Genomic DNA, 26,624 nt, shown 5'->3' with positions numbered 1-26,624 from the left:
CCTTGCAACCGCATCAATTCCCCGTAATCCTTATTGTACTGAATTTTATCTTTACGTTTGGGGACAAAACGCCAAGGTTCCCAACCAACCCGTTCCAAGTGCCCGCTGGGTTGGGCTGGGGTGCGCCAGCGGTTCTATCTGATACCCCTCCGGCTGGGGTGCCCCCAACGTCACCAGATAGGAGCGTAACTCATCCCGCCGAAATACGGACAATTCCACCGTTTCCCCCACCGCAAATTCCTGCAATTGCTCCGACCATTGTTCCCGCTTCACCCGCCGTCCCCCCAAGGCGACTATTTCATCCCCCGGGTCAATCCCCACCCACCAAGCGGGAGAATGGCGCAAAACCTGTTTCACCACATGGCGATTGGCTTCTAAAATGATGCCTAAAAAGGGGGTTTTTCCGGGAATGGGGCGCAATTCTAAACCAAAATCCGCCAGGGTTTCCGCTAGGGGCAAAGGGGTCAAACCCGTGATATAATTTTGCCAAAACAGGGTTAAATCTTCATCCAAAACCGCCTGAATGGTTTCATAAAGTTGGGCAGGGGTAAATCCCACTTCTGCTTGACCGAATTTTTGCCACATTTTTTGCATCACGTCATCAAATGAGCGTTGATTTTCATACTTTTTGCGAATCTGCAAATCCAATAGTAACGTTACCAATGCCCCTTTCAGATAATAGGAAATTTGACTGTTGGGGCTATTTCCATCCCGCCGATAGTATTTAATCCAAGCATCGAAACTGGCTTCGGTTAAACTCTGTACCTCCCGCCCCGGAGTTTGATAATAACGGGTAATCTCTTCTCCCAATAGTTTGAGGAACTGTTTTGCATCATAAATGCCCGCCCGCCAAGGGATGACCAAATCGTAATAACTGGTTGTCCCTTCACAAAACCAAAGGGATGGGGTGTAATTTTCCTGGTCGTAATCAAAAGGGATAAATTCCGCCGGTTTCAAACGTTTCACATTCCAAAGATGGAAAAATTCATGGGCAACCAAATTCAAAAATCGTTGATATTTTGAGGGCAAACCCATCCCCTGTTCGCTATAAATGAGAGAGCAACAGTTTTTATGTTCCAAGCCTCCGTAACCCTGGGTCGTTAAATGGAGCAGAAATAAATAATGTTCATAGGGTAAACCACCAAATAATTGCGCTTCTGTTTCAATGATTTTGATTATATCATGCTGTAATTTTTCCACATCACAATTTAACTTGCCCCAAACTGCTAACCGATGTGGAATATCTTGCACCGTAAATTCATAAACCGAGTGGCAACCCACCTCTATTGGACTATCCACCAATGTATCATAATCTAAGGCGAGAAAACGGTTATTTCCGCAGGGTGCCAAGGCGGTCGTGACCTGCCAATGGCTGTAGGGTGGAATGATCTCGACTTCACTCGGTAAATGTCGCCACTGGGGAATATATAAAAATGTAGCCGCTCCATTGATGTAAATATGGTATTCATCCACATGATTGGTACGCACAGATAATTCATTTGCATAAAGTTGGTATTGAACCGTAATTTTATCTACGCCTGGGGTTTGCATCTGCCAATGATTTTTACTGAGTTTTTGCCACGTCAATCCCCCACCGACTTGGAATTGTTCTAGGTGTCGAGCATATTCCCGAACCAGATAGGAACCGGGTGTCCATACGGGCAATTTCAGATCAAGGACATCCTGATCCCAAAAATGAATCTGCATGGTAACTTCCAGATAGTGGGTCGCTGGCTGGGGCGCAGAAATTTGATAATAAATGTGGCGGGACATGGGTTAGGAATTAGTGGGAGTAGTGTAACTATTGTACAGTAACATTCTTAAGGACACCTCTATAAATTCAACGTTAGCGGTCGCAGGGGGGCACCCCCCGCCCTTGGTTCTGGAAAATTTTTGTATGCCTACGGCACGCAAGCTAATGTAAATCAAGTAGGATTGCTATAGAGATGCCCTTAAATTAGAATTACTCAATGAAAATAGCCCGATTTATTCATCCAAGCCCTGAATTTTGATCTCATATTCCAGATGGCTGTTTACCCCCGGCGTGAGGATATAGCCCGTAACAGGCAGGGTGTCCTGGGGCTGGGGTCGCGCCGTCAACGCCACATACCGGTCATTCACCGCCAAACCGTGGGTTGGGTCATAGCCCCGCCAGCCTCCCCCCGGTAGGTACACCTCCGCCCAAGCGTGCAAATGCCGGTGTTGCCAATCCGGGTCGCCCTCGTGATACCCACTCACAAACCGAGCCGCCAACCCCACCGCCCGACAAACCGCCATAAACAGAACCGTCAAATCCCGACAGGCACCCCGCCGCTGTTGCCAGGTCACCCCCGCAGGCCAAGGGGTACCCGCCGGACGGATAAAATGGGTACATTCGCGGTACAGGGTTTGGTTTAATTCACTCAAAAACGCCAGGACTTGCCCATCCGTCGCCATGATCAATTCCTGCGCCAGGGTCGTCGCCACCGGGTCGGGGGGAACTTCCCAGTAAGGATGCAACTCCTGCGCCAAACGCTGGGGATAATCAATCGGTAAATGCACCGCCCAGGGGTCTAGTAAAAAATCAAACGGGTTCTGCCGGTGCGTCACCACCTCCGTTGCCATCTGAATCCGCCAGTGGCGAATGGTTTGGTTGTAGATCACCTGCACCTCGGTACTGCCATCGAGGGCGATATTGTGATAACGACGTAGGGGCGGCGGGTCAAGGGTCAACTGCCATGCCTGCACCGTTTGGGTACAGTCACAGCGGGGATACAGCCGGAGAATTTGGGGCGACAACTGCACCGGCTCTGGATAGGTGTAAACAAGCTGGTGGTGAATCCGATAACGCATGATATACAGTATGCAGGGGAGCGTCTGCATCGGGGGAAATGATTATGAAACATCACCGGTGGGGTTGGAGTCTGGGGCTGGCACTGCTGGCGGGTGGGTGTGGTTTTGCGAGCAATCCGACAACCCAAGCTCCGGGATTGGAAATCAAGCTGTTATTTGGCAGTGCCCTGAAGGAATTTTGTGAGCAAGCCGTACCCCAATTCAACCAGCAAAACCCCAAATTGGCTGATGGCACCCGTTTCCGAATTAGTTGTACCACTCTTGGCACTGGCGATGTGGTTACCCAGGTGGTGAATCTCGCCCAACAGTGGCAACAGGGACAAATTAAGGAAGATAACCCCCAATTCCCTACGTTAATTTCTTTGGATGGGGATATTTACCACAGTCAGTTAATTGCCCGTATCGAACAGTTATTTCCCGGTAAAAATTATATCCCTCCCATCACTGAAACGCCCCTGATTGCCTTTAGCCCGATGGTGTTTATGGTGCCAAGCCAGGTGGCGGATAGTTTGAAAAATGTGGATTCGGTTTATCGCAAAATTCTGCCTGCTACCACCTTTCAAGACATTGACCCCAAAGCCCCCGCCCTGAAAATTTTCTTTGTCCAGACCGCCCCCACCCGTTCCAATTCCGGGCTACAAACCCTGGTGACCCAATTTGCGGAAGTCTCCGGCAAACCCCCGGAACAACTGACCGTGAAAGACGTAGAAACCTATCTTCCCCAGGTGAAAACCATCCAGGCGAAAGTGACCCGCTACGGCATTTCCACCGGCAGTTTGGCACGGGACATGGTCAGATACGGACCCTTTTGGGCATCCATCGGCTCGGTCTATGAATCGGCGGTGATTGAGGCGAACCAAAAAGCCAGCCCCGGTCAGACCCGCTACGTCGCCATTTACCCCAAAGCCACGTTTACCTCTAATATGCGTGCCATCCTGCCCAACGCCCCCTGGGTCAGCCCCCAGGAACGGGAAGCCGCCCAGCAGGTGATCCAGTTTATGCGCTCTCAACCGACCCAGGAGTTGGCGGCTCGCTTAGGACTGCGCCCTGGTGTCCCCGGTGTTGGCTTGGGTGCCCAATTTACCCCTGCCAACGGTGTACAGCCCCAACCCAACTACAATTCCCTGCGCCCCCCCAGCCCAGAAGTGGTAGCCGCCATGTTGCGTGGTTGGGAACAGGTGGCGAAAAAGCCCTCCCGGGTGGTGGTGGTGGTGGATGATTCGGGATCAATGCGGGGGCAAAGGCTGGCTGCCGTACAACAGTCCCTTTACACCTACATTAATAATCTTGGCCCCCAGGACGACCTCGCTTTGATTCGCTTTAGCTCCCAGGTGGATCCCCCCATCTTCATCCGCGGGGATGCCGCCGGGAAACAGCAGGGTTTGGCTTTTGTGAACAGTCTGCAGGCAAAGGGAGCTACGGTACTCTACGATGCCGTGTTGGTTGCCCAGAACTGGTTACGCAAAAATCTCCGCCCTGGTGCCATCAATGCGGTGGTGGTATTGACCGACGGGGAAGACAACGGCTCCCGCATCACCCTGCCCCAACTGGAACAGAAACTGCGCCAAAGTGGACTGAATACGGATGAACGCATCAGCTTTTTCACCATCGGTTACGGCGAAGAAGGAGAGTTTAATCCCCAAGCGTTGCAACGCATTGCCACAGTCAGTGGCGGGTATTACAAACTGGGGAAACCGGAAACCATTGCCAATGTGATGGCTGACTTACAGTTAGAGTTTTAGAATCTATAGCAATCCTAAAAAAAATGGAACAGGAGTCGCAGGGGCACCGCCCCCGTACTTGGTTCTGGGGAATTTCTGTTCATCAATCAAGTAGGATTGCTATATTTAGAAATCCCATTTGAATCATGAATGAAAATTTTATATTTATTTTTATATTTATGAAACCAAAGGGTCGCCGGGAATCACCCCGTTCTGGTTTTAAGTAATCTTGTTATTATTTTGTTATTCATAGGGTATGTTAAGGCAATAAGGTTCTGATGGTGCCAGTCGAGAGAGATACCCCTTATGATGGGTTTATGATGCCAAGATAATTCCAAGCGAATGGTGGGGTGAGGGGATGCACATTGCCTGGTTAGGGAAAAAATCCCCTTTTTGTGGGAATGTCACTTACAGTCGGGAGGTCACCAATGCCCTGCGGGATCGGGGGTATCAGGTGAGTTTCTTGCATTTTGCCGCCCAGCCAGAAAAAGATGCGGATGTCCCATCGGATCAGGAATTTTCCCTACCCTGTCTGTACAAATCCCAAATCTACACCCTGCCCAGCCCCGGTGCTAGCCAGACCCTCCTGCGGACTCTGCGGAAACTGCGCCCGGATGTGGTACACGCTTCCCTAACCCTGTCGCCTTTGGATTTCAGTCTGCCGGAAATCTGCGGGGAGTTGGGTCTGCCGTTGGTGGCGACGTTCCACCCGCCCTTTGCCGCCCGGGGGTTGAATTTTGCCTCCAGCACCCAATTTTTGACCTATCAACTCTACGCCCCCTGCCTGAGCAACTACGACCGGGTGATTGTGTTTTCCCGTTTGCAACAGGATTTGCTGGTGCGGTTGGGGGTGCCGGGGGAGCGGCTGTGTATCATTCCCAATGGGGTGGATACGGAGCGGTACACGCCCGGCTGGAGTACGCTCAAGCAGGAATTTAATGCGGATTGCCTGTTTATTTACCAGGGGCGGATCGCTTTGGAGAAAAATGTGGAAGCCCTCCTGCAAGCCTGGAAACGGGCGGAAATGGGCAGTCGTGCCAAACTGCTGATGGTGGGGAATGGGCCTTTGGCGGCGAATTTGATGACCCACTATGGCCCGGAGCAGGGGGTGCTGTGGCTGGGGTTTGTGGCGCAGGAACAGGAGCGGATTCGCCTGTTGCAGGGGGCGGATGTGTTTGTCCTGCCCTCGCTGGTGGAAGGTTTGTCCCTGTCGCTGTTGGAGGCGATGGCCTGCGGGTTGGCCTGTGTGGCAACGGATGCTGGGGCGGATGGGGAAGTGCTGGAACAGGGGGCGGGGATTGTCCTGGCGGCGCAGGGGGTGGCGACCCAGTTACGCACGCTACTGCCGATGCTGGCGGAACAACCGGAATTTCGTCGGATTTTGGGTACCAAAGCCCGCCAACGGGTGCTGGAACGTTATACCCTGAGCCGCAATTTAGCCCTCCTGGAAGCCCTCTATGCGGAAATTGTCCGCCCGGTCTATTCCCGCTGACCCCCGCTATCTCGCTTGGCTAGCCCTAGGGGATATTGCCACAGGACAATGTACGGACCAGGTCTTGGCTAAATATTTAACGGATGACCTGGCCTTACCTGACCGGCGCTTGTTAATGGAATTGGTCTGTGGGGTGACCCGCCAGCGGGGTTTTTTGAATGCGGTGATTGACCAGTTGGTGCCCCGGTCGCCGCCTACCCCCGTGCGGTGGTGGTTGCAGGTGGGGCTGTACCAGTTGCACTTTTGCCAGCAGATTCCCGATTTTGCCGCTGTGGATACCACTGTGGAATGGGTGGGGCAAACGGTGGGTCGCCGCTGGGTGGGTTTGGTGAATGCGGTTTTGCGAAATTATCTCCGCCTGGCGGGTCATCATCCCCGGCAATTTCCCCTCAAGTTACCGGCAGAACCCGTCCGAGCGCTGGCACGGCAATACAGTTATCCAGTGCGGCTGGTGGCAACCTGGCTAACCCAGGTGGGAGCAACGGAAACGGCGCAGTTGTGCCAATGGTTCAACCAAGCCCCAGAGATGTATCTGCGGGTGAATCCCCTGCGGACGGATATACATACTTTATTAATACAATTCCAGCAGGTGGGGATCAAAGCGGCGGCGGTGCCCCATCTACCCCAAGGGATCAAGGTGACCGATGGCGGGCGAGTGACGGACTGGCCGGGGTTCCGGGAAGGGCATTGGCTGGTGCAGGATGCGGCGGCGCAATGGGTGAGCCTGATCCTCGACCCGCAACCGGGGGAAACGGTGATGGATGCCTGTGCCGCGCCTGGGGGCAAAACCACCCATATCGCTGAATTGATGGGAGATCGGGGGGTGGTCTGGGCGGCGGACATCCGTGCCCAACGGTTAGCCCAGGTGCAGGAGAATGTCCAGCGGTTGGGGCTGACCTGTGTGCGCTATCGCCTGGGGGATGCTCGCTCCTTTGGGGATTGGCAGGGGTTGGCTGACCGGGTATTGTTGGATGTGCCCTGTAGTGGCTGGGGAACCCTGCACCGTCATCCCGAAGCCCGTTGGCGGTGGGCAACCCAGGATGTAACCCCTTTAGTACAAACGCAACAGGAATTACTCCAAGCGGCGGCGACTTGGGTCAAACCGGGGGGAATTTTGGTCTATGCCACCTGCACCCTCAACCCCCAGGAGAACCTACAGCAGATGCAAACCTTTTTGGCACGACATCCAGGTTGGGCGGTAGTGCCCCCCGTACTGCCTGCGGAGCTAAGCTCTGCCCTTGACCCCCACACCCACACCGTCACCTTTTGGCCGCAACGGCATGATATGGATGGGTTTTTTGTGGCAAAATTGGTGCGGGGTTGGGCCGATGCGCCGAAACCGTTATAGTACAGGGGCATATCTTAGCCATTTGCCATGAGTCCCCAGGTTAACCCCACCCATGCTCCCCGGAGTCAGGAGTCCGCCTGGGGGGATGAATCGTACATTGATTATTACTACGATGACCCCGGTGATGCCCCCGGCACGCTCACCATTGACCCGGAGGCTCCCCCGCCGGAATTGGTTTTAATTGATTACACCTCGCAACAGGCCACCCGGCAACTCCTGACCCGTCCCCGGGAATGCGTGCCCTACCTGGATAGCCCGTCCGTTTCCTGGTTGGATGTGCGGGGCTTGGGTGCGGAGGAGATTTTTCGGGAATTGGGGCAGGTGTTTGGTTTGCATCCCTTGACCTTGGAAGATGTGGTCAACGTCCCCCAACGCCCCAAAGTGGAACAATATCCGGATCATTTGTTGCTCATTACCCGTATGGTTACCCCAAAAGAATCCGGCTATGGTTTTGAAACGGAACAGGTGAGTTTTATTGTGGGTCTGCGGGGTTATTTAGTAACCGTCCAAGAGGAGGGAGAACGGGATACCTTTCATTCGGTACGGGAACGGATTCGCACTGGCAAAGGCATGATTCGCAACTATGGGGTGGACTACCTCACCTACGCCCTTTTGGATACGATTGTGGATGGTTTTTTTCCGGTTTTAGAACTGTACGGGGAGCGATTGGAAGAATTAGAAGACGAGGTGGTGCTCCAGCCCACCCGGGCGACCTTGGCGGAGATTCACCAACTGAAACGGGATTTGCTCAGTTTGCGGCGGTTGATTTGGCCCCTGCGGGATGCGATGAACAGTTTGATCCGGGATGCGGGGGATTTTTTTGGGGCGGACGTGCGGGTGTATTTGCGGGATTGTTATGACCACACGGTGCAGGTGATGGACATTGTGGAAACCTATCGGGAAGTGGCCTCAAGTTTGATGGATGTGTATCTGTCGGCGATTGGCAATAAAATGAATGAAATTATGAAATTTCTCACCGTCATTTCCACTATTTTTATCCCTTTAACGTTTATTGCTGGGGTGTATGGGATGAATTTTGACCCGGACAAATCCCCTTGGAATATGCCGGAATTAGATTGGTATTGGGGGTATCCCTTTGCCCTGGGGTTGATGCTGGTGATTGCCATAGCCTTAGTGATCTTTTTCAAACGCCGGGGCTGGTTTGATGATTTTTCCGCCGGTCTGAGGGAAATGCGGGATGACCTGCGCCGGAGTTAGCCACCGATTCACTCATTATTAAACCCAAAAAAGATTTCCCGCCGTCGGGGATACTGGTGCAAATAGCGGCGAAATTTCTGCCAATCAAAACTGCGGGGGTCAGCGCGCGAACCGGAAGTGTCCACCGCCTTGTGGGTCGTGATCCGTTCCCAGGGCACGCAGGTTTTGGCAATCACCCAAGCCAAGGACTGGTACTGGGCATCCGTGTAACCGCTGTGGACCAGGGGATTCACCGGCGTGGGCGCAGGGGTCGGGGTGGCTGTGGTCGCCTTGGGACTCGCACTGGGGGTCGGGGTAGGTTGGGGGACATCCGGCGGGCGATAATAGCCATCCACCGGGGACTCAAAGGAAATGTGGTAGGCAAAATTATTCACCGAAAACACCCCTTTCGGGTTGGTTTTCACCGCCTGCCCCCGAAAAGCGGAAGGAGCCGCCCCATAGGCCCGCAATTCCGGCGGCACAACCCAGACCACCGTACCATCCCGGCGAATCAGGACATGGTAACTCACCTGCCGGTCATCCCGCCCCGTATGGTCTTTTTGAAACATAGCAATCGCCCCGTCCGCCGAGCCAGCGGTTTCATGCAAAACGATCAAGGGGGGGTACTCCGCCGGTTGCCCCCACACGTCCAACCGATGCCGCAGACCGTAATTACTGGGATGGGCAGGAGCCACCTCTTCGGGGGGATGATACGCCGGCCAGGACTTGGCGGGGGATAAATTCGGGGGGCATAACCCCGGCCCAGCAGGCAGGGGCGAAAGTTGGCTCACTAGGGTGGGTGTCAGTGATGGTTGCCACCAGCCCACCGCCTGAGTTGCCACCAAAGCGACCACAGCCAGGAGGATGCAGACCAGCCATCGCCCGACCCGTACCATGCCAATTCCTCACACCCGTCCCATTGGGCTAACTTTTTTATAACATTTTGTAGCGTTTACCCCGGCTGTAACCCGCTTCTCCTAAAATGGCTGATGTTCATCTGGGAGAATGTCCTATGTCCGCACTGCTGGATAACTGGGAATTGTTGGTGCAGTTAGTCTTGATTGCGTTGGTGGTACTGGCCGGGCCAGCGGTGATTTTTCTACTGGTGGCCCGCAACGGCAACCTGTGAAAACCAGGACTCCGGCGGAGATTCCGGTTGTTCCGGGCGGGTGATCACCTCCACAATTTTTTGCCGAGCCGCCGGTTGGTGCAACGCCTCCACACACACCTGCGCCACCCTCTGTCGGGGAATCCGCCCCTCAAAAAGCGTATCAGCACCCTGGATCACCAAGCCACCGGGGATATTCTCATTCAGGAGTCCCCCGGGGCGCACAATCGTATAGGTCAAACCACTATTTTGTAAATACAATTCTGCTTGCTTTTTCCAGTACAAAATAAACCAAAACAAATTCAAGGGGTGAAAAAACTGGGACACGCATAGGGAAGACACCAGCACGAAATGCGCTACGCCCTGGATTTTGGCCACATCCACCAGGTTTTGCGTCCCGCAACAGTCCACCGCCCAAGGTTCCGTGACATTAAAGGAAGGACGGGCACCCGTGGCACAAAGCACGACCGTACAGCCTGCCATCGCCGCCCCTAGGGTACGGGGTTGGGTGACATCGGCGTAAACCACCTCCACCTGGGGGGGTAACATCCGGCGACCCCGTTCTACGTCCCGCACCCCCGCCCGCACCGGCATATCCCGCCGCACCAATTCTTCCACAATCCTCCGCCCGGTTGCCCCAGTCGCCCCCGCCACTAATGCCCGCATGGATTCCACTTATTCAATGTTGTAACTAACTATTAAATTACTGTAACATTCCCCTGCTTACCTCGGCGGTTAAAAATTCCGGCTCAGGGCATCCCGCATCACTCGGGCCTCCTCGGGGGTAGGGGCGGCAACGATGATAAAGACTAGGGTGGACTGGCTCCCTCCGAAACAGGCAATGCTAACGCTCACCCGGTTGGTTTCCCCATCAATGTAATGTGAATGTCCTGAATTTGCACATTGAACAAACCCTGCTGGCGTAACATTTGCTGGGAGCGGCGGACGCATTCCTCCTCAGTGATGTCCAAAATCCCATTCCAGGTGAAAATCACTGGCGGTTGTGCCCAGGCACGCCCCATCCAACCCCAACCCAAGGCAAAAGCGCAGAATGCCGGAAGTAGTTTCCGCACCGGGATACTTCAGCAACGAATTACGCTTGATTATAAGGCAATCTATGCACCAAAATTTCGGAATAATTTAATTAAAGATTCTAAGGTCGCAGGGCAATGCTCCGTCCTTGGTTCTGGAGAATTTTGGTTCGCTAATCAAGTGGGACTGCTATAGTCATCCTCACTGAGTTTAGAACAGGGGTCGCAGGGGCACCGCCCCCGTATTTGGTTCTGAAAAATTTTTGTTTGCAAATCAAATAGAACTGCTATATATTGGCAATCTTAATTTTTTATCCCATTTTGCCAATTTTGAACTATGATTCTTTTGTAGTATTTTAATTTCTGGTCAGCGAGTCCATGATGGGAAAGATTTTGGTGACAGGCGGTAGTGGGTTTATTGGATCGAACTTCATCCTTTACGCCCGCTCCCAGGAAATGGCAGAAATTATTAACTTAGATAAATTGACCTACGCCAGTAACCCTAAAAGTCTTGAGCAACTCAAAAACGATACTGGCTACATATTTCAACAAGGGGATATAGGGAATAGTACATTAGTGCTATCACTCCTCAGACAACACCAGCCCCAATATGTTGTTAATTTTGCGGCGGAGAGTCACGTTGATCGCTCCATATTTAGTCCTCAAGAGTTTATCCAAACCAATGTGGTAGGTACGTTCCAATTACTCGAAGCGGTGAGAGCTTTTTACCAGGAATTATTGCCAGATCAAAAAGAAAATTTTAGGTTTTTACATATTTCTACCGATGAAGTATATGGTTCTCTGCAAGCCGGTGAACCTGCTTTTTCAGAAAATACACCCTATGCTCCTAACAGCCCCTATGCCGCATCCAAAGCCAGCTCAGATCATTTGGTGAGAGCATATCATCATACCTATGGTTTGCCCACATTGACCATCAATTGCTCGAATAATTATGGTCCTCGGCAATTCCCAGAGAAGCTCATTCCCTTAATGATTTTTAATGCTATCAATCAAAAACCATTACCTATTTATGGCAGTGGAGAAAATATTAGGGATTGGCTCTATGTCGAAGACCACTGTCGAGCTATTTCTCTTGTCCTACTGAAAGGCAAAGTGGGAGATACCTATAATATTGGCGGCGGTAATCAACCAACCAACCTAGAATTAGTTACACAAATATGTACAATTTTAGATGAAGTTTTGCCGAGGTCAAATTTCAGTTATCAATCCCTAATAACTTTCGTGAAAGATAGACCTGGGCATGACTATCGTTACTGTGTGAATTTTAGTAAAATCAAACAAACGCTAGGTTGGGAGCCAACGGAAACCCTTGACAGTGGCTTGAGAAAAACAATACGCTGGTATTTAGATAATCTCGAATGGTTAAGACAATGCAAATCTCAAAACTACGATGATTGGGTAGTAAAAAATTACGGAGATACAATGGGAAAAGGCGAATCCCATTAAGAGTTTCAAACATAAGATTTTCTCCTGTGACCGTTCCGGCGCATCAATGATTCAAAATATGTGGTTGTAAAGATATATAGCAATCCTAAATAAGAATGGCACAGAGGTCGCAGGGGCACCGCCGCCGTTCTTGGTTCTGGAAAATTTCTGTATGCCTACGGCACGCAAGCTAACGCTAATTGAATAGGACTGCTATATAATCACTGTCCTTGGATACAGCCTTTTCTTTTATTATGGGGTACAGTAGCAACATTTGGCAAACCAATTTGCAAAAGAAGAAGGATTAATCAATAACAAAGATGCTTGGATAATTGACTGTATATTTTTTACTGGTGAATCATGAAACTGTCGAATAAAATTCTTTAGGACTGACCACATCATTTCAATTGGATTAAATTCTGGTGAATACACAGGGAGATACAATAAACGAGCACCAGTCTGGCTAATCATCTGTTGTACTTCTATGGCTTTATGACTATTCAAGTTGTCCATAATTACCACCTTCTTCTCATTTAATTTTGGGCATAATTCTGTTTTCACAAATTCTAAAAAATCCTGTTTCTTCATGGAGCCTTTGATGATTTTATGACAAACAATGCCATCCACAGATATAGCACCAATTAACGTGTATTTTTGACCCTTGTTTTTCTGGCGATAACTATAAACTTTTTTCCCTTGTAAACTCCGTGCAACTTGCCTCTCCATGCCCTCCCTTCTGTTTCATCTACGGCAACTATATCTTCGGCTGGAACACTTCCAATCTTATGCCAGTATTCTAAGCGTTCTGCACAACTTCACTCTTGACTTTTTCACTGCGAAATGTCTTTTTTTTAGAGTGATTTTATGCTTTTTCAAGAAAGAATGCAATGTGCTAATGCTCACATGGATTCCTAGCCTTTCTCCAATTATTTCGAGATATTGCCACAAACAGTTATCTGGATACTCTTCAACAATGGCTAAAATCTCAACTTGATTTTGTTCTAAAATTCCAACTTGCTATGCCTCCGGCACGGCACAGCCTAATGTCCCTACTTTCTTAGGTGTTAAGTCTTGAGTCTGTTTATACTGTTGTACGAGGCGATGTACTGTCCTTTTAGTTACCAATGGCTTCGCCACGCTTCGCTATAAACCGCTTAGCTACTTCCCTGATTGTTCTCCCACTTGGTATGCAACTACAATTCTTTGCCGTAAATCTAAGGAATGGGTAGGCATCTCTTTGTCCTCTCATTTCTATGGATTGTATCCTAATAATAACAAAAAAGACTGTAGGTTCTCACCCCCATCTATTCATTAATCTTTTTAGCATAATCCCAGCTATCTTTTCCTCGATCCTCCATAATTTCAAGTAGGATTTTCAGAAAACCGACCATGCTGAGCATACAACGGGGACGCAGTTTTCCCCTGGGGGCGACCGTTACCGCCGGGGGGGTGAATTTTTGCCTATTTTCCAAACACGCCGAACGGGTGGAGCTATTGCTCTTTGAGCACGCCGATGACCCCAAACCCGCCCATGTGCTCTCCCTCACCGCCCCCCTCCATCGCACAGCCAACTATTGGCATATTTTTGTCGCTGGGATTGGGCATGGACAGGTGTACGCCTACCGGGTGTATGGCCCTTTTGCCCCGGAGTTAGGCCATCGATTTGACGGCAGTAAGGTGCTACTTGACCCCTACGCCCGGGCCGTGGTGGGCTGGGAACGCTATGACCGGGGAGCGGCCACCCGTGCGGGGGATAACTGTGCGACCGCCCTGCGGGGGGTGGTGGTTGACCCCTCTCACTACGACTGGGAAGGGGATGTGCCCCTGGAAATTCCCTACGCCCGCACCATTATTTATGAAATGCACGTCAAAGGCTTTACGGCGCATCCCAATTCCGGGGTGAGCGAGGGCAAACGGGGCACCTATGCGGGGCTGATTGAGAAAATCCCCTACCTGCAATCCTTGGGAATTACGGCGGTGGAATTACTGCCCGTCCATCAGTTTGACCCCCAGGATGCCCCCCCCGGTTTGGTCAACTATTGGGGCTACAGTACCCTGGCCTTTTTCGCCCCCCACCGGGCCTATAGTTCTGACCAATCCTTACTGGGGCCATTAGACGAATTTCGGGATATGGTCAAAGCCCTGCATAGAGCCGGGATCGAAGTCATTCTGGATGTGGTTTTTAATCACACCGCCGAGGGCAACCATGAAGGCCCAACCCTATCGTTTCGGGGGATCGAAAACCAAGCCTATTACATTTTGGAGTCCCATAACCCGGCTTTTTATGCCAACTATAGCGGTTGCGGCAATACGGTCAAGGCCAACCACGAAATTGTCGGGCGCTTGATCCTGGATTCCCTGCGCTACTGGGTGGATGTGATGCACGTGGATGGGTTTCGGTTTGATTTGGCTTCCATTTTATCCCGCAGTAAAACCGGCTTTCCCCTGGCGGACCCGCCCCTGCCCTGGCTGATCGAATCCGACCCGGTGTTGGCGGGCACCAAAATCATTGCCGAAGCTTGGGATGCCGCCGGATTGTACCAGGTGGGTTCCTTTATTGGGGAACGGTTTGCCGAGTGGAATGGCCCCTTTCGGGATGATGTGCGCCGCTTCGTTAAGGGCGACCGGGGGATGCTGGGCTGGTTGGCCGCCCGCCTGTTGGGTAGCCCCGACCTGTACCGGGACCCCCACCAAATCCCCAACCGCACCATCAATTTCATCACCTGCCACGACGGTTTTACGCTGAATGACCTGGTTTCCTATAACCAAAAACACAACGAGGCCAACGGGGAGGACAACCGGGACGGAGCCAACGACAACTACAGTTGGAACTGTGGGCAGGAAGGGCCCAGCGACGACCCCCAGATCGAAGCCCTCCGCATCAAACAAATCAAAAACTTTCTGGTCATTCTCACCCTCGCCCAGGGCACGCCCATGATCCTGATGGGGGACGAAGTGCGCCGCACCCAACGGGGAAACAACAACGCCTACGGGCAGGACAACGAAATCAGTTGGTTTGACTGGGATTTGGTACATCGGCATCGGGATATGCTCCACTTTTGGCAAAAACTCCTGCACTGGATGCAATCCCTGCGCCTGTTTGAAGAGGAAAACCGCCTGCGGGTGGAAACCTATCCAGTGGTAGAACCTGTCCCCTATCCCTACGTGGTCTGGCACGGCACCGAATTGGGACAACAAGGCTGGCACCCGGACGGCCATGCCCTCGCCCTGGAAATGGTCATGCCCAAAGCCGGAGAACATCTGTATGTGATTCTCAATAGCTACTGGGAAGGCTTGCCCTTCACCCTGCCGCCCCACCCCTGGCAGCGACTCTTGGACACCCATCTCCCCGGTGCCATTGACTCCGCCGGCCCCCCCGTCACCACGCCCCAATACCTGGCAAATCCCCGTTCAAGCGTGATTCTACGACGGTTTGCACCCAGCGACGCAACAGCGGATTAACCAAATCCGGGCGTTCATCGTGGGGACAATGCCCCGCATCCAGCCATGCCACCTGGGCTGTAGGCACCAAGGCATTACACTTTTCCGCCCGGGCCACAGTCATCCACGGATCCGATGTACCCCACATCAGCAGCAGCGGCGACGTTAACCCCTGCAGTAACTGGTCCAAACGACGACCGGGGGGCGACTTAAACACCGCCCGAAACACCCCCAATGCCCCCGCATCCCAGGCTGGTTCGTAAATACTTTGGATCAATTCTTCATCAATGTGCGTATGGTCTTTGTACACCTGTTGTAAAATCCGCCGAATCACCAGGGGATTCCGCATATAGAAAAATAGACCGGCACTCGCCAGTTCCACCACCCCCGGAATTTGGAACAACAACCGCTGGACTGGGTTAGGACGGATGCTATCTTCCCCCACCGGCCCGGCGCAATTCAACAGAGCCACCCCATGCGTCCATTGAGGACAATCCACCCCAAAACACAAGGCCGCATAGCCCCCCAGAGAATTGCCCACCAGCACCACCGGCTCCCCAATCACCTGGGTGACAAAATCCCGCAGTTGTTCCCGCCACAACTCCCCCGTGTACAGCACCGGCGGTTTCTCCGAGCGGCCAAACCCCAACAAATCCACCGCCCACACCCGATGGTCCTGCGCCAAATCCGGGAGATTGTACCGCCAATGGGCCGTCGAAGCCCCAAACCCATGAATCAGTAGCATGGCCGGCCCTTGATTCCCCGCCTGCACCCAATGGGTACGCCACCCCTGCCACATCCGGTACTGATGTTGGCTGTCCACCCGAGTCGCCGTCATGGGTTCATGCCTTTACGTTTCGTTACATCCCCCATTGTAAAGGTCGAGAAGCAGTGGTGCCAGCCATGCCTGGGAAATGACTGGGATGTCGCTAAGGCGGGTAAAATAGGACTAGGTAGAAATCCTAAAGTGACCTGCCATGCCAGCCCCCTTGACAGCAGACGATACCAGCCAACGTTTGCACATTTTGGTCGTTGAAGACCCCCAAGGGCAACAGGTTTTGGCATTGGAAGCGGCCACCTATTCCATTGGGCGGGACGCCACCAGTGCCATTGTCTTCCATGCGGACTCGGTTTCCCGGCAACACGCCCTGCTCCTGCGGGTGCCCATCCCCGGCTCCCACGAGTACCACTACCAAATTCAGGACGGCAATGCGGCGGGCAAAACCAGCACCAACGGGATCAAAGTCAACGGCATCCACGTATCCCACCATACCTTGACCGACGGGGACGTGGTGGAATTTGCCCCCGATGCCCACGCCATCTATTACCACGGCACTGCGCTGGATCCCCAGATCAGCAAGTATCTCCACGCCGCCGAATTTCGCAGTATCAAGGCACCGGTGGTGGAACAATCCCTGACCGAAGTGGCCGGGTTGATGGTCGAACCAGCCCCGAACCCAATCCCCGAAGCAGTCACCCAGCATTTGGCTCCCGCACCCGCCACCCCAACCCCTCCCCCTGCCCGCATACCTTGGCTGTGGCTCTTGGCAGGCATTGCCGTGGGATTACTGCTCATGGGCGGTATTTGGTGGTTCCAGCAACGGCTCCAGCCCCAACCCTCGACCCGTAACCCAGATCGCCAGCCCCTTGTGATCTAACTTACACAGCAAAACACATTTATCCCTTCTAATAAGAACTAGGGGAAACGTGCGCCCAATCGGGAATTGGCACCTTCCGTATTTCCACCTAAACGTACAAACAATGTCATACAGCCTGTCCGTATTATTACTGATAACCGTGGTTGGGTTCCTTGCACAGGAGGTGGGGTAATGGCCGCTGTGGATATGCTTAGAAGTGCCGATGAAGAGGTGATTTACACCTGCATTTACCAGTGGGTACAGCGGGAAGCGCCCACGTCGGTACTGGAGCGGTTTCGGGCATTATTCACCGAGTTAAAGTGTGGCAATCCGTCGGTGGTGGCGACCCTGGAGCAGTTAATTTTGCGCCCGGAGGCCAGCCAGCGGTTCCGGTTTATCCTCAACCGCAGTTGTTACATTCTCATCAACCATTGGCAAAACCAGTCCCAACATCGCTGGGCGATCCGCCAGTTGGTGGATATTTTGGCGACCCCTACCCCTCTGCGAGGCGGTGACCGGGGGAAAACGGTAGGCACCCTGCGCCGGTTATTCCAGGCATTTCAGGGAACGGACCTATACCTACGGCTGTGCCAAACCATTGCCCTGCTCGAAGCCACCGATGAACCCGCCGAGAACCAGCCCTTGGCCTGTTTGTTGCGTCGGTATCCCTATCTCTACGAAGCGCAGTTGGCGGGGGCGGAAGACCGGCAACAGTTCCAGGAGCAGTTGGACATTGTGCATAAGTTGCAAACCCAGGTGCAACAGCAATTTGAACATCAATTAGGTCGTTATGTGACCTACGAGTACCGGCGGGCCTTGGGTGCGACCAAAAATTTAGAGCCGGTGAAAAATCCCACCATGCTCACCAATCAGGAGCTATTTGTGGCGTTCAAATTGTTTGGGACAAAGGTGGACAATGGGCTGACCTATCAGGAGCGGGCGGAGCAATTTTTGCGGGAAAATCCCGAAGGGCAAAACTACCGCCGATATAAATACAATTTAGCCGCCTATCTGATCGCCGCCATTCCTCCTAGCAAAGACCGGGATATTTTTGAGCGAAAATTGTATCAATTCATGGATGAACTCTTCCCCCAATTTGATACCCAAGGGGTGAATGATTTTCTGATCACCCGTACCTGTAGCCGCTTGCTGAATTTTTTGGTAATTGAGAATAACAAAGATGCCAATCACAAAAACTTTATTGACCTGATTTGCCAGTTGGGGCCAACCAAAATGGTAGGACTTTTATTAAAAATTGTTTTAATCTGCAAAAAAGTCAAGGGCTATTTGGAACGGCTGATCTGTTTATTATTCAACCGCTATGCCGACCAAGCCCAGGGGCAGGTGCGCTGGCTGATTAAAGTATTAGAAAACTTGAAATTAGCGTTTAGTCTGCATTTTGGAATCGTTGATTTACGGTTTATCCGGCAATTGTTCGCTTAAATAATTACATAAACGTACCCAATCTGGGGCGGTGATGGCTTCGGCACGGACGGTTTCGGGATAGCCTAACTGGGCCAGCAGGGGGGTTAAAATCTCTGGCGCCACCGGCAAGGTATTCCGCAACATTTTGCGCCGCTGGCTAAACCCCTGTTGTACCCACCGCTCAAACCGTTGGGGTTCCCGCACAATCGGGTCAGAACTCCGAGGGGTTAAACAAATAACGGCTGAATCCACTTGCGGGCGGGGATAAAACGCACTAGCAGGCACATCACACACCCAAGCACAGTGGGCAATATACTGTATTCGTACTGACAATGCCCCAAAAATTTTACTTCCAGGCTGGGCGGTCAACCGTTGGGCAACTTCTTTTTGCACCAGCAATACCACCCGCTCAAAGGGCGAAGGCCAGGGACGGCTCGGAGAACCCAGCAGATAATGCAACAGCGGGCCAGTGATGTGGTAGGGAATGTTGGCAACGACTTTATTGGGCGGTGGAAATGGGGGATTTTGGCGTAATTCCGCTGGTAAATCTAAGGTTAAAATATCCTTTTGAATTAACCAAAAATGGGGATGATGCCCATACTTTTTGTGCAAAAATGGGATCAATTCCTGGTCTAATTCTACCGCCAACAATCCCTGTACTTGGGGCAGTAAATAGCGGGTTAAATTGCCAGCCCCTGGGCCAATTTCTAAAACACTGTCGGTGGTTTTTAGTTCAGCCGCCTCTATAATTTTTTGCAGAATATCTTCCCGTTTAAGCCAGTATTGTGCCAGGGATTTGCGGGGGCGGGGGGTCATGGTTGCCACAGGGACAGCAATTCTTGGTACAAAGTCTGCCATTGTTGTTGCAATTCTGGGGATGTAACCGCCCCTTTTTGCAGTAAAACGACCTCATCCCGCAGACCAATGATCCCATATTCTCCCTGGGTGATCCGTTGGTGCAATTCCCGAATATCCCAGGCATTTTTCCAAGGCAGACTAAATCGCCGCCAATACCACAAATCCGTAATGATATAGTCCACCGATTGTACTTGGTTGTTGTCCAGACGTAGTTGGTACTGGGGGAACCGCAGAATGCCCCGCCGATTGGATAGGGGAGGAATCAATTGGTTCGTAGCGGCTACGGTTGACTGTGCGGGAATTTGCGTCAGTAGTTGCTGAATTTCTCCCCGATGGTGCCAGCGTTGATGCAGGGGAACCCAAACCCACGGCTGTACAGAATCTGGCAGTACCCAGGAGAAGCTATTGTTGGGATTAGCGAGAATGATCAGCACCACTGAAACCCCCATACACCAGCCCCAAAATGTCTGCCATCGCCGCTGAAACCACTCCCGATGCTGTGCCCACCACAGAATTGCGCCATAAAAAAGTGCAGGTACCAAGTTAATTGCATAACGTACATTCAACAGCAGGGCAATGTGGGAATTTTGTAAGATTCTCTGCCCCAGGGGAAAGATCACCATCACCCAGGCGGGCCAAGCAACGGCAGGAACCAAGGCTAAGGGCAACCATTGTCCTAACAAATATAGTACAATGCGTAGGGGACGGCGACCCAAAATGAGCAGGAGTTGCATCGGATTGGTCAAGATACCTTTGAGGATTTCCAGGGTATTGGTCGCTTCGGCTTCATCACCCGTTACCTGCCCAAAATATCCCGGCAAAAAGCGGCGGCTTAAATCTTCGGAAAAGGCTGGCATCCAAACATTGGTCACCAATACCACATACAAAAAACTCACACAACAAACAGTTAAACCCACCCAGGGAAATCGGCGGCTAAGTAACCAATAAACCCCCAACCCAAACACCACAATTCCCGTATCTTCACGAATCATTAATGTAAGTAAAATCAGCGCCCAAAACAGCCACCAACACCGGCGTTCTAAACTTAAGATAGCGGCAAATAAAAATAGGGGTAATTGCACCGCATCATGGAAATTGCCCAAGGCTGGTCCAATCACCGCCCCCGCTGTGTAATAACCGGTGCTGATCCACCAAGCTAAGGGGGCTTCCAGCCAATGACGGGCTAAAAAATAGAGAACCATTCCCCCAACAGTAAGTAATAACGATTGCAGTAAAATTAATGTAACCGGTGAGGGAGCCAGGGCATAGACCGGGAGCCAAAGCATCAGGGCAGGGGTGAAATGCTGACCCAGGCGGTGATAAAACACACTGGCAACATCCCCATCCAAACGCACGGCAACGGATAACCCAGACGAAAGGGAACTTTCAAAAAAACGTCCGTGCAGACTATTCCAGTACAGTTGGTTAAAAATGCCCTGGTCGTAGGTGGCAAAAAATGTGCCGTAACGCAGGAGTAAAAGGCTGAAAATCACCACGAAAAAAACAGCGGCTACCAGGTAGGGCTGGTCAGGTTGGCGCAGGTAATTAACCCATTTTTTGAGCATGGGGCCGGGGAATGAACTCGTCTAATTATTGTGTCATTTTCTGGTGCGATTCTTGCAAGGCGGTCTATTCCCGCTCCAGCCATTACCCCAGGGTGAACCCTATGACAGGATTGATAAACAGGTGTTGCTGAATATGGGTATAACAATCGCAAAACCAGTACAGGAACAACCTCGCTCCCATCCTAGGGTTAAATTAACCATAAACTTCAATTCATATCTGCAACGCCTCATAATTGTGCTGGGTCAATTCCCAGTTCCCTCAACTTGGCAAAGGCGCGATCTCGTTCTTGCCGTGCCTGATCCCGTTCCTCAAAAATCGCATCCGGGTCTTGAAACGGCTCCCCATTGGGATGAAAGACCGCCAGCCCATCATCAAACATTTCAAACCGAACCCCTAGCGTCGGCGAAGTCCAGGGAAAATTCAATGCCGTAATCGGTGCAAAATCGTGGTCTAAATCAGGTCGAACCATTCCCCAAAAATCATAGGATTCCGGGTCATAAAAAAACATCTCTAAAACCCCATGCTCTCGATAAAATAACTGCTTATTCAGCATTTCTCTGGCACTGTTGCTCGGCGACAAAATCTCAAATACAACCTGGGGAGCAATATTGTCTTCTTCCCACTGCTTATAGCTACCGCGATCACCCTCAGGCCGCCCTAAAACCACCATTACATCGGGAGCTTGGACAGGAACAGGTGGCATTACCACTGGTTGCGGATACCAGAGCAAATTCCCTGCCACAAAAGCAGGTTGCCCCTTAAAAAGATGCTTGAGATTGGCAACTAGACGGACAATCCAACGATATTGCACCGTATTGTCAGCCATCGGTTGACCATCCGAATCAGGATACAGAAGTTGGGGTTTGATCGGCATTTGAACCATAAATAGCCCCTGGGAGTTTGGATTGAACTAGCCCTATCGTATCTAGGTTATGCTAAGATGCCAAATTTCTTAAAGCTATTGTATAACAACGGTAATTGAGTATGGCTACGCTAATCCTACGAAAACAGGGGTTTCAGGGACACCGCCCCCGCACTTGGTTCTATCGAATCCCTATGCTCTAGGTTAATCTCTAAGAAGCAATTTTAATGCCCCTGCGACCTATTTTTAGAAGTGTCCTAATCAGGGATTATCCCAACTGTCTGACCTCATTGAGCAATTGGGCAATCACTTCCCGGGCACTTCCAAATAACATGGCGGTGCGTTCTTTGTAGAACAATTCATTTTCTACCCCCGCATAACCCCGGCTCATGCCCCGTTTGATCACCACCGTCCGTTGGGCTTTATCCACTTCTAAGATCGGCATTCCGTAAATGGGACTATTTTTATCATGGCGTGCCGCCGGATTTACCACATCATTGGCACCCACCACCAACGCCACATCCGTACGCTCAAATTCCGGGTTGATCGCCTCCATGTCGTACAACTGGGTGTAGGGCACGTTCGCCTCCGCCAACAGGACATTCATGTGCCCCGGCATCCGCCCCGCCACCGGATGAATCGCATACTTGACCGACACCCCCCGCTGTTCCAGGGCATCCGCCAATTCCCGCAGAGTGTGTTGCGCCTGCGCCACCGCCATCCCATACCCCGGCACAATCACCACCGACCGGGCATAGGCAAGCATCATCGCCGTTTCCTCCTCGTCCGTGCGCCGAATCGTCCCCGCCACCGTTGCCCCCGCCCCAGCAGTACCCCCCTGGGTCGCCGTGAATGCCCCAAATAGGACATTACTCAGGGAACGGTTCATCGCCTTACACATGATCTGGGTCAAAATCAGCCCGGATGCCCCCACCAACGCCCCGGACACCACCAGGGCATCGTTCAGCAGGATAAACCCGGTCGCCGCCGCCGCCAAACCCGAAAACGAGTTCAACAGGGAAATCACCACCGGCATATCCGCCCCCCCAATCGGCAGGACAAACAGCACGCCAAAGATGAGTGAGAGAACCAATACCGCCGCAAAAGCCGGTAGATTCAGGGGGGAAAGCAGTAAAACCCCACTCGCCGCCAGGGTACCCGCCGCCAAGCCCGCCGTCAGCCAGCGTTGCAGGGGCAAAATTACCGGATTCCCCGTCACCCAGCCCTGCAATTTCCCAAAGGCGAGCAAACTCCCCGTAAACGTCACGCCCCCAATCAACACCCCCAACAGGGTGGAAATTAAAGCCGATGTTGCCAAGGGCATACCGGACAAGGTACTGCGCCAAAATTCTCCCCCGGCGATCAACACCGAAGCCGCCCCCCCCAAACCATTCAACAAACCCACCATCTGGGGCATGGCGGTCATTTCCACCCGGTACGCCATCCACGCCCCCACCACCGAGCCAATCACCAAACCCAGGAGAACTTGACCGTAATTCAAGACCTGTTGTTGTAATAACGTTGCCACCACAGCCAGCAACATCCCCACCGCCGCCCAGACATTGCCCATCCGAGCCGTAGCGGGGGAACCCAATTTTTTAATGCCAATGATAAATAGGGAAATGGCAACCAAATAGGTGAGTTCAATGCCGGTGGGGAGAAGGTTCGCTAAATTCATCGGGTTTGGCTCCTAAATCCGTAGGGGTAGAACAGTTTTTTTAAGGAATTATTATTAAGTAACTATTTTTTGAACATTTGCAACATTCGGTCAGTGACCAAAAAACCACCCACCACATTCACCATCGCCAGGGCAATCGCCGTAATTCCCAGAATTTCACTCAAGGTATCCTGGGCAGTTCCAGCCAGCAAAATGGCTCCCACTACTGCAATCCCCGAAATGGCATTGGAACCGGACATTAACGGTGTGTGCAAGGTCGGGGGTACTTTATTAATCACCTCAAATCCGGCAAAGGAAGCCAGTACAAACACAAATAGGGCGGAGATTAAGGCGGTGTTCATAAATTGCGAATTTGCATAGATTAAAGCTCAATATGGCATAGGAAATCCCTGCCCTACCCAAACCACAGAAATTCTTTGGGATCATGGGGAGCAATTGCCCATACATTGACCCAAGATTTCCGTCCGGTACGCCGCTTCCGTGAGCAATCGTTGCGGTTGCCGTTCGACGAACAAGGTTCCCTGGAGATGGTCGTACTCATGTTGGACAATCCGTGCCACAAAATCCTCAAACTCTTGGGTCACTACCTCCCCCTGGTCATTCACAAACCGCACCCGCACCCAGGGCGACCGGGCGACTAACCCCCGTTGGTTGGGCACACTCAGGCATCCTTCCCAGTCCCAGATGGGTTCCCCAGCCATTGCCACCAGTTCCGGGTTGACCATCACCAGGGGTTGCATCAGGGGTGCATGGGGATAACGGGGATTGGGACGGGAAGCCACTACCAGCATTTGTAATGACACACCCACCTGGGGAGCCGCCAAGCCCACGCCATTTGCTTCCTGACATACCCGCACCAAATCCCCCATCAGTTGCTGGACGGTAGGGTCAGCGAAATGCTCAACGGGTGACGCTGGGTGGTGGAGGGTGGGATGCCCCAGTTGCAGAATGGTGTGCGTCATAATGCTTAACGATTTTTAATAGTATTGGGGGAGTCCAGGCTTTATTTTTAATTAATGGGGGAGAACGAAGGCACGTATCCACGCTTTGGTTCCTGTTCACATTATCATAACGGATTCTTAACATGAGTAGTCAATTGGCATTAGCACTACGGGAAGGCACCAAAAAAGCCCACACGATGGCGGAAAACGTCGGTTTTGTCCGCTGTTTCCTCAAAGGGGTGGTCGAAAAGCAGTCCTACCGCAAATTGGTGGCGAATTTCTATTTCGTCTATGGGGCGTTGGAAGCGGCGATGGCACAGCACCGGGAACATCCGGTTGTTGGTCCATTGTATTTCCCCGAATTGGTGCGTCAACCGGCTCTGGAGCGGGATTTAGCCTTTTACTACGGTGCCCAATGGCGGGAGGAAATTCGGCTTTCCCCAGCCGGTCAGACCTATGTGCATCGCATTGAGGAATTGGCACGCACCCAGCCGGAATTGTTGGTGGCGCACGCCTACACCCGCTACTTGGGGGATTTATCGGGCGGACAAATTCTCAAAAAAATTGCCCAAAACGCCATGAATTTGGGGGACGAAGGGGTGGCTTTTTACCACTTTGAGCAAATTCCCGACGAAAAAGCCTTCAAAGCCCAGTACCGCCAGATTTTGGATACCCTGCCTGTGGATGCGGGCACGGTTCAAGCGATTGTGGAGGAAGCCAACGCCGCCTTTGGCTTGAATATGAAAATGTTCCAGGAACTAGAGGGAAATCTGGTCAAAGCCATCGGAATTATGCTCTACAACTCCATCGTCAGGGGACGGCAAAAGGGCAGTACGGAGTTGGCACCTGCCACCGAATAATCCCCATTATTCCTAACGATGACCCTGCGTACCTGGGCAGAGATCAACGCCAAAATCCAGGCGAAACAAGCGGTGGTGTGGACGGCGGCAGAACTCAAAGCCCGGGTCAAGGAATGGGGGGTCGCCCGCTGTGCCCGTACCGTGGATGTGATTACTACGGGAACCTTCGAGCCGATGGAGGCTTCCGGGGCGGTGCTGAATCTGGGGCAGACGGACCCGCCGATTAAACTGCGCCAATGTTGGTTGGATGGGGTACCGTGCTACACCGGGTTTGGGGCGGTGGATGTGGTGATTGGGGCGTCCCAACTGGGAGAAGACGAGGGAGCGGAGCGGGGGGGCGGTCATGTGATTGCCGATTTGATTGCCGGGAACACGGTTGCCCTCAAGGCGGTGGGGCAAAGTACAGATTGTTATCCCCGCCCAACCTTAGAAACCCGGATTAGCAAAGATACGATCAACCAATTTTATCTGTACAATCCCCGTAATTTGTACCAAAATTTTATCGTGGGGGTGAATGGGGGAGACCGGACGCTTTACACCTATCTGGGACCCCTCCTGCCGCAATTGGGGAATGCAGTGTATGCCTGCACGGGTGCCCTTTCTCCCCTGTTGAACGACCCGGACTTGCGGTGTGTGGGGATTGGCACCAAGGTATTTCTGGGGGGCGGGGTGGGGTACATCGCCTGGGAAGGGACGCAACATTTCCCTTTGCAAAAACGGCTCCCGAATCGGGTGCCCATTGGACCAGCGGCGACGGTGGCACTGATTGGGGATGCCCAGCAGATGCAATCCCGGTGGGTGCGGGGCTGTTTTTTCAAACATTACGGTTCCTCGCTGTACCTGGGGGTGGGGGTACCCTTCCCGGTTCTGGATGAGCAGGTGATTGTCGCTTGTGCAGTACAGGATGAGGATATTGTCGTGCCGGTGATGGATTTTGCCATTCCCCGCCGAGTGCGTCCCAGCTTTGGACTGGTGAGTTATGCCCAACTCAAGTCCGGGCGAATTACGATTAACGGGACACAAGTCCGTACTGCCCCCCTCGCCAGCATTTCCTGGTCTCTGGAGGTGGCGGAAATTCTCAAATCCTGGATTGAGCGGGGGGAATTTACCTTGAATGAACCAATTGCGCCCCTGCCGATGGACCGGGCATTTTTGTCCCAGGACGGTCTGGAGTAACCCTA

At 52.3% G+C, this 26,624-nt stretch carries 23 protein-coding genes and 1 pseudogene; 11 read left to right on the top strand and 13 right to left on the bottom strand.

From position 1 onward, the window contains the following. Window positions 1-51: 51 nt before the first annotated feature. Both MLD66_RS11385 and MLD66_RS11380 read right to left on the bottom strand, forming a co-directional pair. Window positions 52-1,773: a M61 family metallopeptidase gene (locus MLD66_RS11385; protein WP_247217968.1), complete on the bottom strand. Its 1,722-nt coding sequence runs from the start codon at window positions 1,771-1,773 to the stop codon at window positions 52-54. Between the two features lie 213 nt (window positions 1,774-1,986). Next, window positions 1,987-2,832 carry a transglutaminase family protein gene (locus MLD66_RS11380; protein ID WP_247217967.1) on the bottom strand — a complete coding sequence of 282 codons (846 nt, stop codon included), beginning with the start codon at window positions 2,830-2,832 and terminating at the stop codon, window positions 1,987-1,989. 44 nt (window positions 2,833-2,876) lie between these two features. Here MLD66_RS11380 and MLD66_RS11375 point away from each other — a divergent pair, with 44 nt between their 5' ends. From MLD66_RS11375 to corA, 4 genes are all read left to right on the top strand, one after another. Beyond that, the gene (locus MLD66_RS11375) at window positions 2,877-4,574 is read left to right on the top strand and encodes an extracellular solute-binding protein (protein WP_247217965.1); all 1,698 of its coding nucleotides are present in this window, start codon (window positions 2,877-2,879) and stop codon (window positions 4,572-4,574) included. 337 nt (window positions 4,575-4,911) lie between these two features. Then, window positions 4,912-6,045 (top strand): glycosyltransferase family 4 protein, encoded by a 1,134-nt coding sequence (locus MLD66_RS11370; protein ID WP_247217963.1) that lies wholly within the window; start codon window positions 4,912-4,914, stop codon window positions 6,043-6,045. Further along, complete coding sequence (rsmB, locus tag MLD66_RS11365; RefSeq protein ID WP_247217961.1) at window positions 6,011-7,393, top strand: 16S rRNA (cytosine(967)-C(5))-methyltransferase RsmB; 1,383 nt, start codon at window positions 6,011-6,013, stop codon at window positions 7,391-7,393. The genes MLD66_RS11370 and rsmB overlap by 35 nt, the downstream gene beginning before the upstream one ends. A gap of 27 nt (window positions 7,394-7,420) precedes the next feature. Next, on the top strand, window positions 7,421-8,611 hold the full coding sequence (gene corA, locus MLD66_RS11360; protein WP_247217959.1) for a magnesium/cobalt transporter CorA: 1,191 nt from the start codon (window positions 7,421-7,423) through the stop codon (window positions 8,609-8,611). An 8-nt stretch (window positions 8,612-8,619) separates the two neighbouring features. On the opposite strand, the gene MLD66_RS11355 is transcribed toward corA, so the two are convergent. Then, complete coding sequence (locus tag MLD66_RS11355) at window positions 8,620-9,486, bottom strand: peptidoglycan recognition family protein (RefSeq protein ID WP_247217956.1); 867 nt, start codon at window positions 9,484-9,486, stop codon at window positions 8,620-8,622. A 125-nt stretch (window positions 9,487-9,611) separates the two neighbouring features. Between MLD66_RS11355 and MLD66_RS11350 the strand changes: the two genes are divergently transcribed. Further along, window positions 9,612-9,719: a photosystem II reaction center protein Ycf12 gene (locus tag MLD66_RS11350; protein WP_247219100.1), complete on the top strand. Its 108-nt coding sequence runs from the start codon at window positions 9,612-9,614 to the stop codon at window positions 9,717-9,719. Here the strand turns inward: MLD66_RS11350 and MLD66_RS11345 are convergent. Together MLD66_RS11345 and MLD66_RS11340 are read right to left on the bottom strand one after the other, a co-directional pair. Then, the gene (locus MLD66_RS11345; RefSeq protein ID WP_247219098.1) at window positions 9,690-10,364 is read right to left on the bottom strand and encodes an NAD(P)H-binding protein; all 675 of its coding nucleotides are present in this window, start codon (window positions 10,362-10,364) and stop codon (window positions 9,690-9,692) included. The genes MLD66_RS11350 and MLD66_RS11345 overlap by 30 nt on opposite strands. Before the next feature lie 185 nt (window positions 10,365-10,549). Beyond that, a complete protein-coding gene (locus MLD66_RS11340) occupies window positions 10,550-10,771 on the bottom strand; it encodes a hypothetical protein (protein WP_247217954.1) in 222 nt (73 codons plus the stop codon). A gap of 339 nt (window positions 10,772-11,110) precedes the next feature. Here MLD66_RS11340 and rfbB point away from each other — a divergent pair, with 339 nt between their 5' ends. Continuing rightward, window positions 11,111-12,196 (top strand): dTDP-glucose 4,6-dehydratase, encoded by a 1,086-nt coding sequence (rfbB, locus tag MLD66_RS11335; protein WP_247219096.1) that lies wholly within the window; start codon window positions 11,111-11,113, stop codon window positions 12,194-12,196. A gap of 231 nt (window positions 12,197-12,427) precedes the next feature. Here the strand turns inward: rfbB and MLD66_RS11330 are convergent. Continuing rightward, window positions 12,428-13,408 (bottom strand): annotated as a pseudogene (locus tag MLD66_RS11330) (IS630 family transposase). A gap of 156 nt (window positions 13,409-13,564) precedes the next feature. On the opposite strand from MLD66_RS11330, the gene glgX reads away from it, so the two are divergent. Further along, window positions 13,565-15,637, top strand: coding sequence for a glycogen debranching protein GlgX (gene glgX, locus MLD66_RS11325; RefSeq protein WP_247217953.1), 2,073 nt, complete (start codon window positions 13,565-13,567; stop codon window positions 15,635-15,637). Here the strand turns inward: glgX and MLD66_RS11320 are convergent. Further along, window positions 15,555-16,454 (bottom strand): alpha/beta fold hydrolase, encoded by a 900-nt coding sequence (locus MLD66_RS11320; RefSeq protein WP_247217951.1) that lies wholly within the window; start codon window positions 16,452-16,454, stop codon window positions 15,555-15,557. The genes glgX and MLD66_RS11320 overlap by 83 nt on opposite strands. 139 nt (window positions 16,455-16,593) lie before the next feature. On the opposite strand from MLD66_RS11320, the gene MLD66_RS11315 reads away from it, so the two are divergent. Beyond that, a complete protein-coding gene (locus MLD66_RS11315; RefSeq protein ID WP_247217949.1) occupies window positions 16,594-17,274 on the top strand; it encodes an FHA domain-containing protein in 681 nt (226 codons plus the stop codon). 171 nt (window positions 17,275-17,445) lie between these two features. After that, the gene (locus MLD66_RS11310; protein ID WP_247217947.1) at window positions 17,446-18,696 is read left to right on the top strand and encodes a hypothetical protein; all 1,251 of its coding nucleotides are present in this window, start codon (window positions 17,446-17,448) and stop codon (window positions 18,694-18,696) included. On the opposite strand, the gene rsmA is transcribed toward MLD66_RS11310, so the two are convergent. The 6 genes from rsmA to def all read right to left on the bottom strand — a co-directional run bounded on the left by rsmA (window position 18,667) and on the right by def (window position 24,604). After that, window positions 18,667-19,494 (bottom strand): 16S rRNA (adenine(1518)-N(6)/adenine(1519)-N(6))-dimethyltransferase RsmA, encoded by an 828-nt coding sequence (gene rsmA, locus MLD66_RS11305; RefSeq protein WP_247219094.1) that lies wholly within the window; start codon window positions 19,492-19,494, stop codon window positions 18,667-18,669. The genes MLD66_RS11310 and rsmA overlap by 30 nt on opposite strands. Then, window positions 19,491-21,101, bottom strand: a complete 1,611-nt coding sequence (locus MLD66_RS11300) for a DUF2079 domain-containing protein (protein WP_247217945.1) — start codon at window positions 21,099-21,101, stop codon at window positions 19,491-19,493. The genes rsmA and MLD66_RS11300 overlap by 4 nt, the downstream gene beginning before the upstream one ends. Before the next feature lie 227 nt (window positions 21,102-21,328). Further along, window positions 21,329-21,985, bottom strand: coding sequence for a Uma2 family endonuclease (locus MLD66_RS11295; protein WP_247217943.1), 657 nt, complete (start codon window positions 21,983-21,985; stop codon window positions 21,329-21,331). Between the two features lie 247 nt (window positions 21,986-22,232). Next, window positions 22,233-23,642, bottom strand: coding sequence for an NAD(P)(+) transhydrogenase (Re/Si-specific) subunit beta (locus tag MLD66_RS11290; RefSeq protein WP_247217940.1), 1,410 nt, complete (start codon window positions 23,640-23,642; stop codon window positions 22,233-22,235). A 62-nt stretch (window positions 23,643-23,704) separates the two neighbouring features. Continuing rightward, window positions 23,705-23,983 carry an NAD(P) transhydrogenase subunit alpha gene (locus tag MLD66_RS11285; protein WP_247217938.1) on the bottom strand — a complete coding sequence of 93 codons (279 nt, stop codon included), beginning with the start codon at window positions 23,981-23,983 and terminating at the stop codon, window positions 23,705-23,707. An 81-nt stretch (window positions 23,984-24,064) separates the two neighbouring features. Continuing rightward, window positions 24,065-24,604 (bottom strand): peptide deformylase, encoded by a 540-nt coding sequence (gene def / locus MLD66_RS11280; RefSeq protein WP_247217936.1) that lies wholly within the window; start codon window positions 24,602-24,604, stop codon window positions 24,065-24,067. 122 nt (window positions 24,605-24,726) lie between these two features. Here def and MLD66_RS11275 point away from each other — a divergent pair, with 122 nt between their 5' ends. After that, on the top strand, window positions 24,727-25,443 hold the full coding sequence (locus MLD66_RS11275) for a heme oxygenase (biliverdin-producing) (protein ID WP_247217934.1): 717 nt from the start codon (window positions 24,727-24,729) through the stop codon (window positions 25,441-25,443). Between the two features lie 24 nt (window positions 25,444-25,467). Next, window positions 25,468-26,619 carry a homocysteine biosynthesis protein gene (locus MLD66_RS11270; RefSeq protein WP_247219092.1) on the top strand — a complete coding sequence of 384 codons (1,152 nt, stop codon included), beginning with the start codon at window positions 25,468-25,470 and terminating at the stop codon, window positions 26,617-26,619. Window positions 26,620-26,624: the final 5 nt, after the last annotated feature.

It is taken from the genome of Synechococcus sp. C9 (assembly GCF_022984075.1).
Lineage (GTDB): Bacteria > Cyanobacteriota > Cyanobacteriia > Gloeomargaritales > Gloeomargaritaceae > Gloeomargarita.
This window is presented reverse-complemented; position numbering and strand designations above follow the sequence as displayed.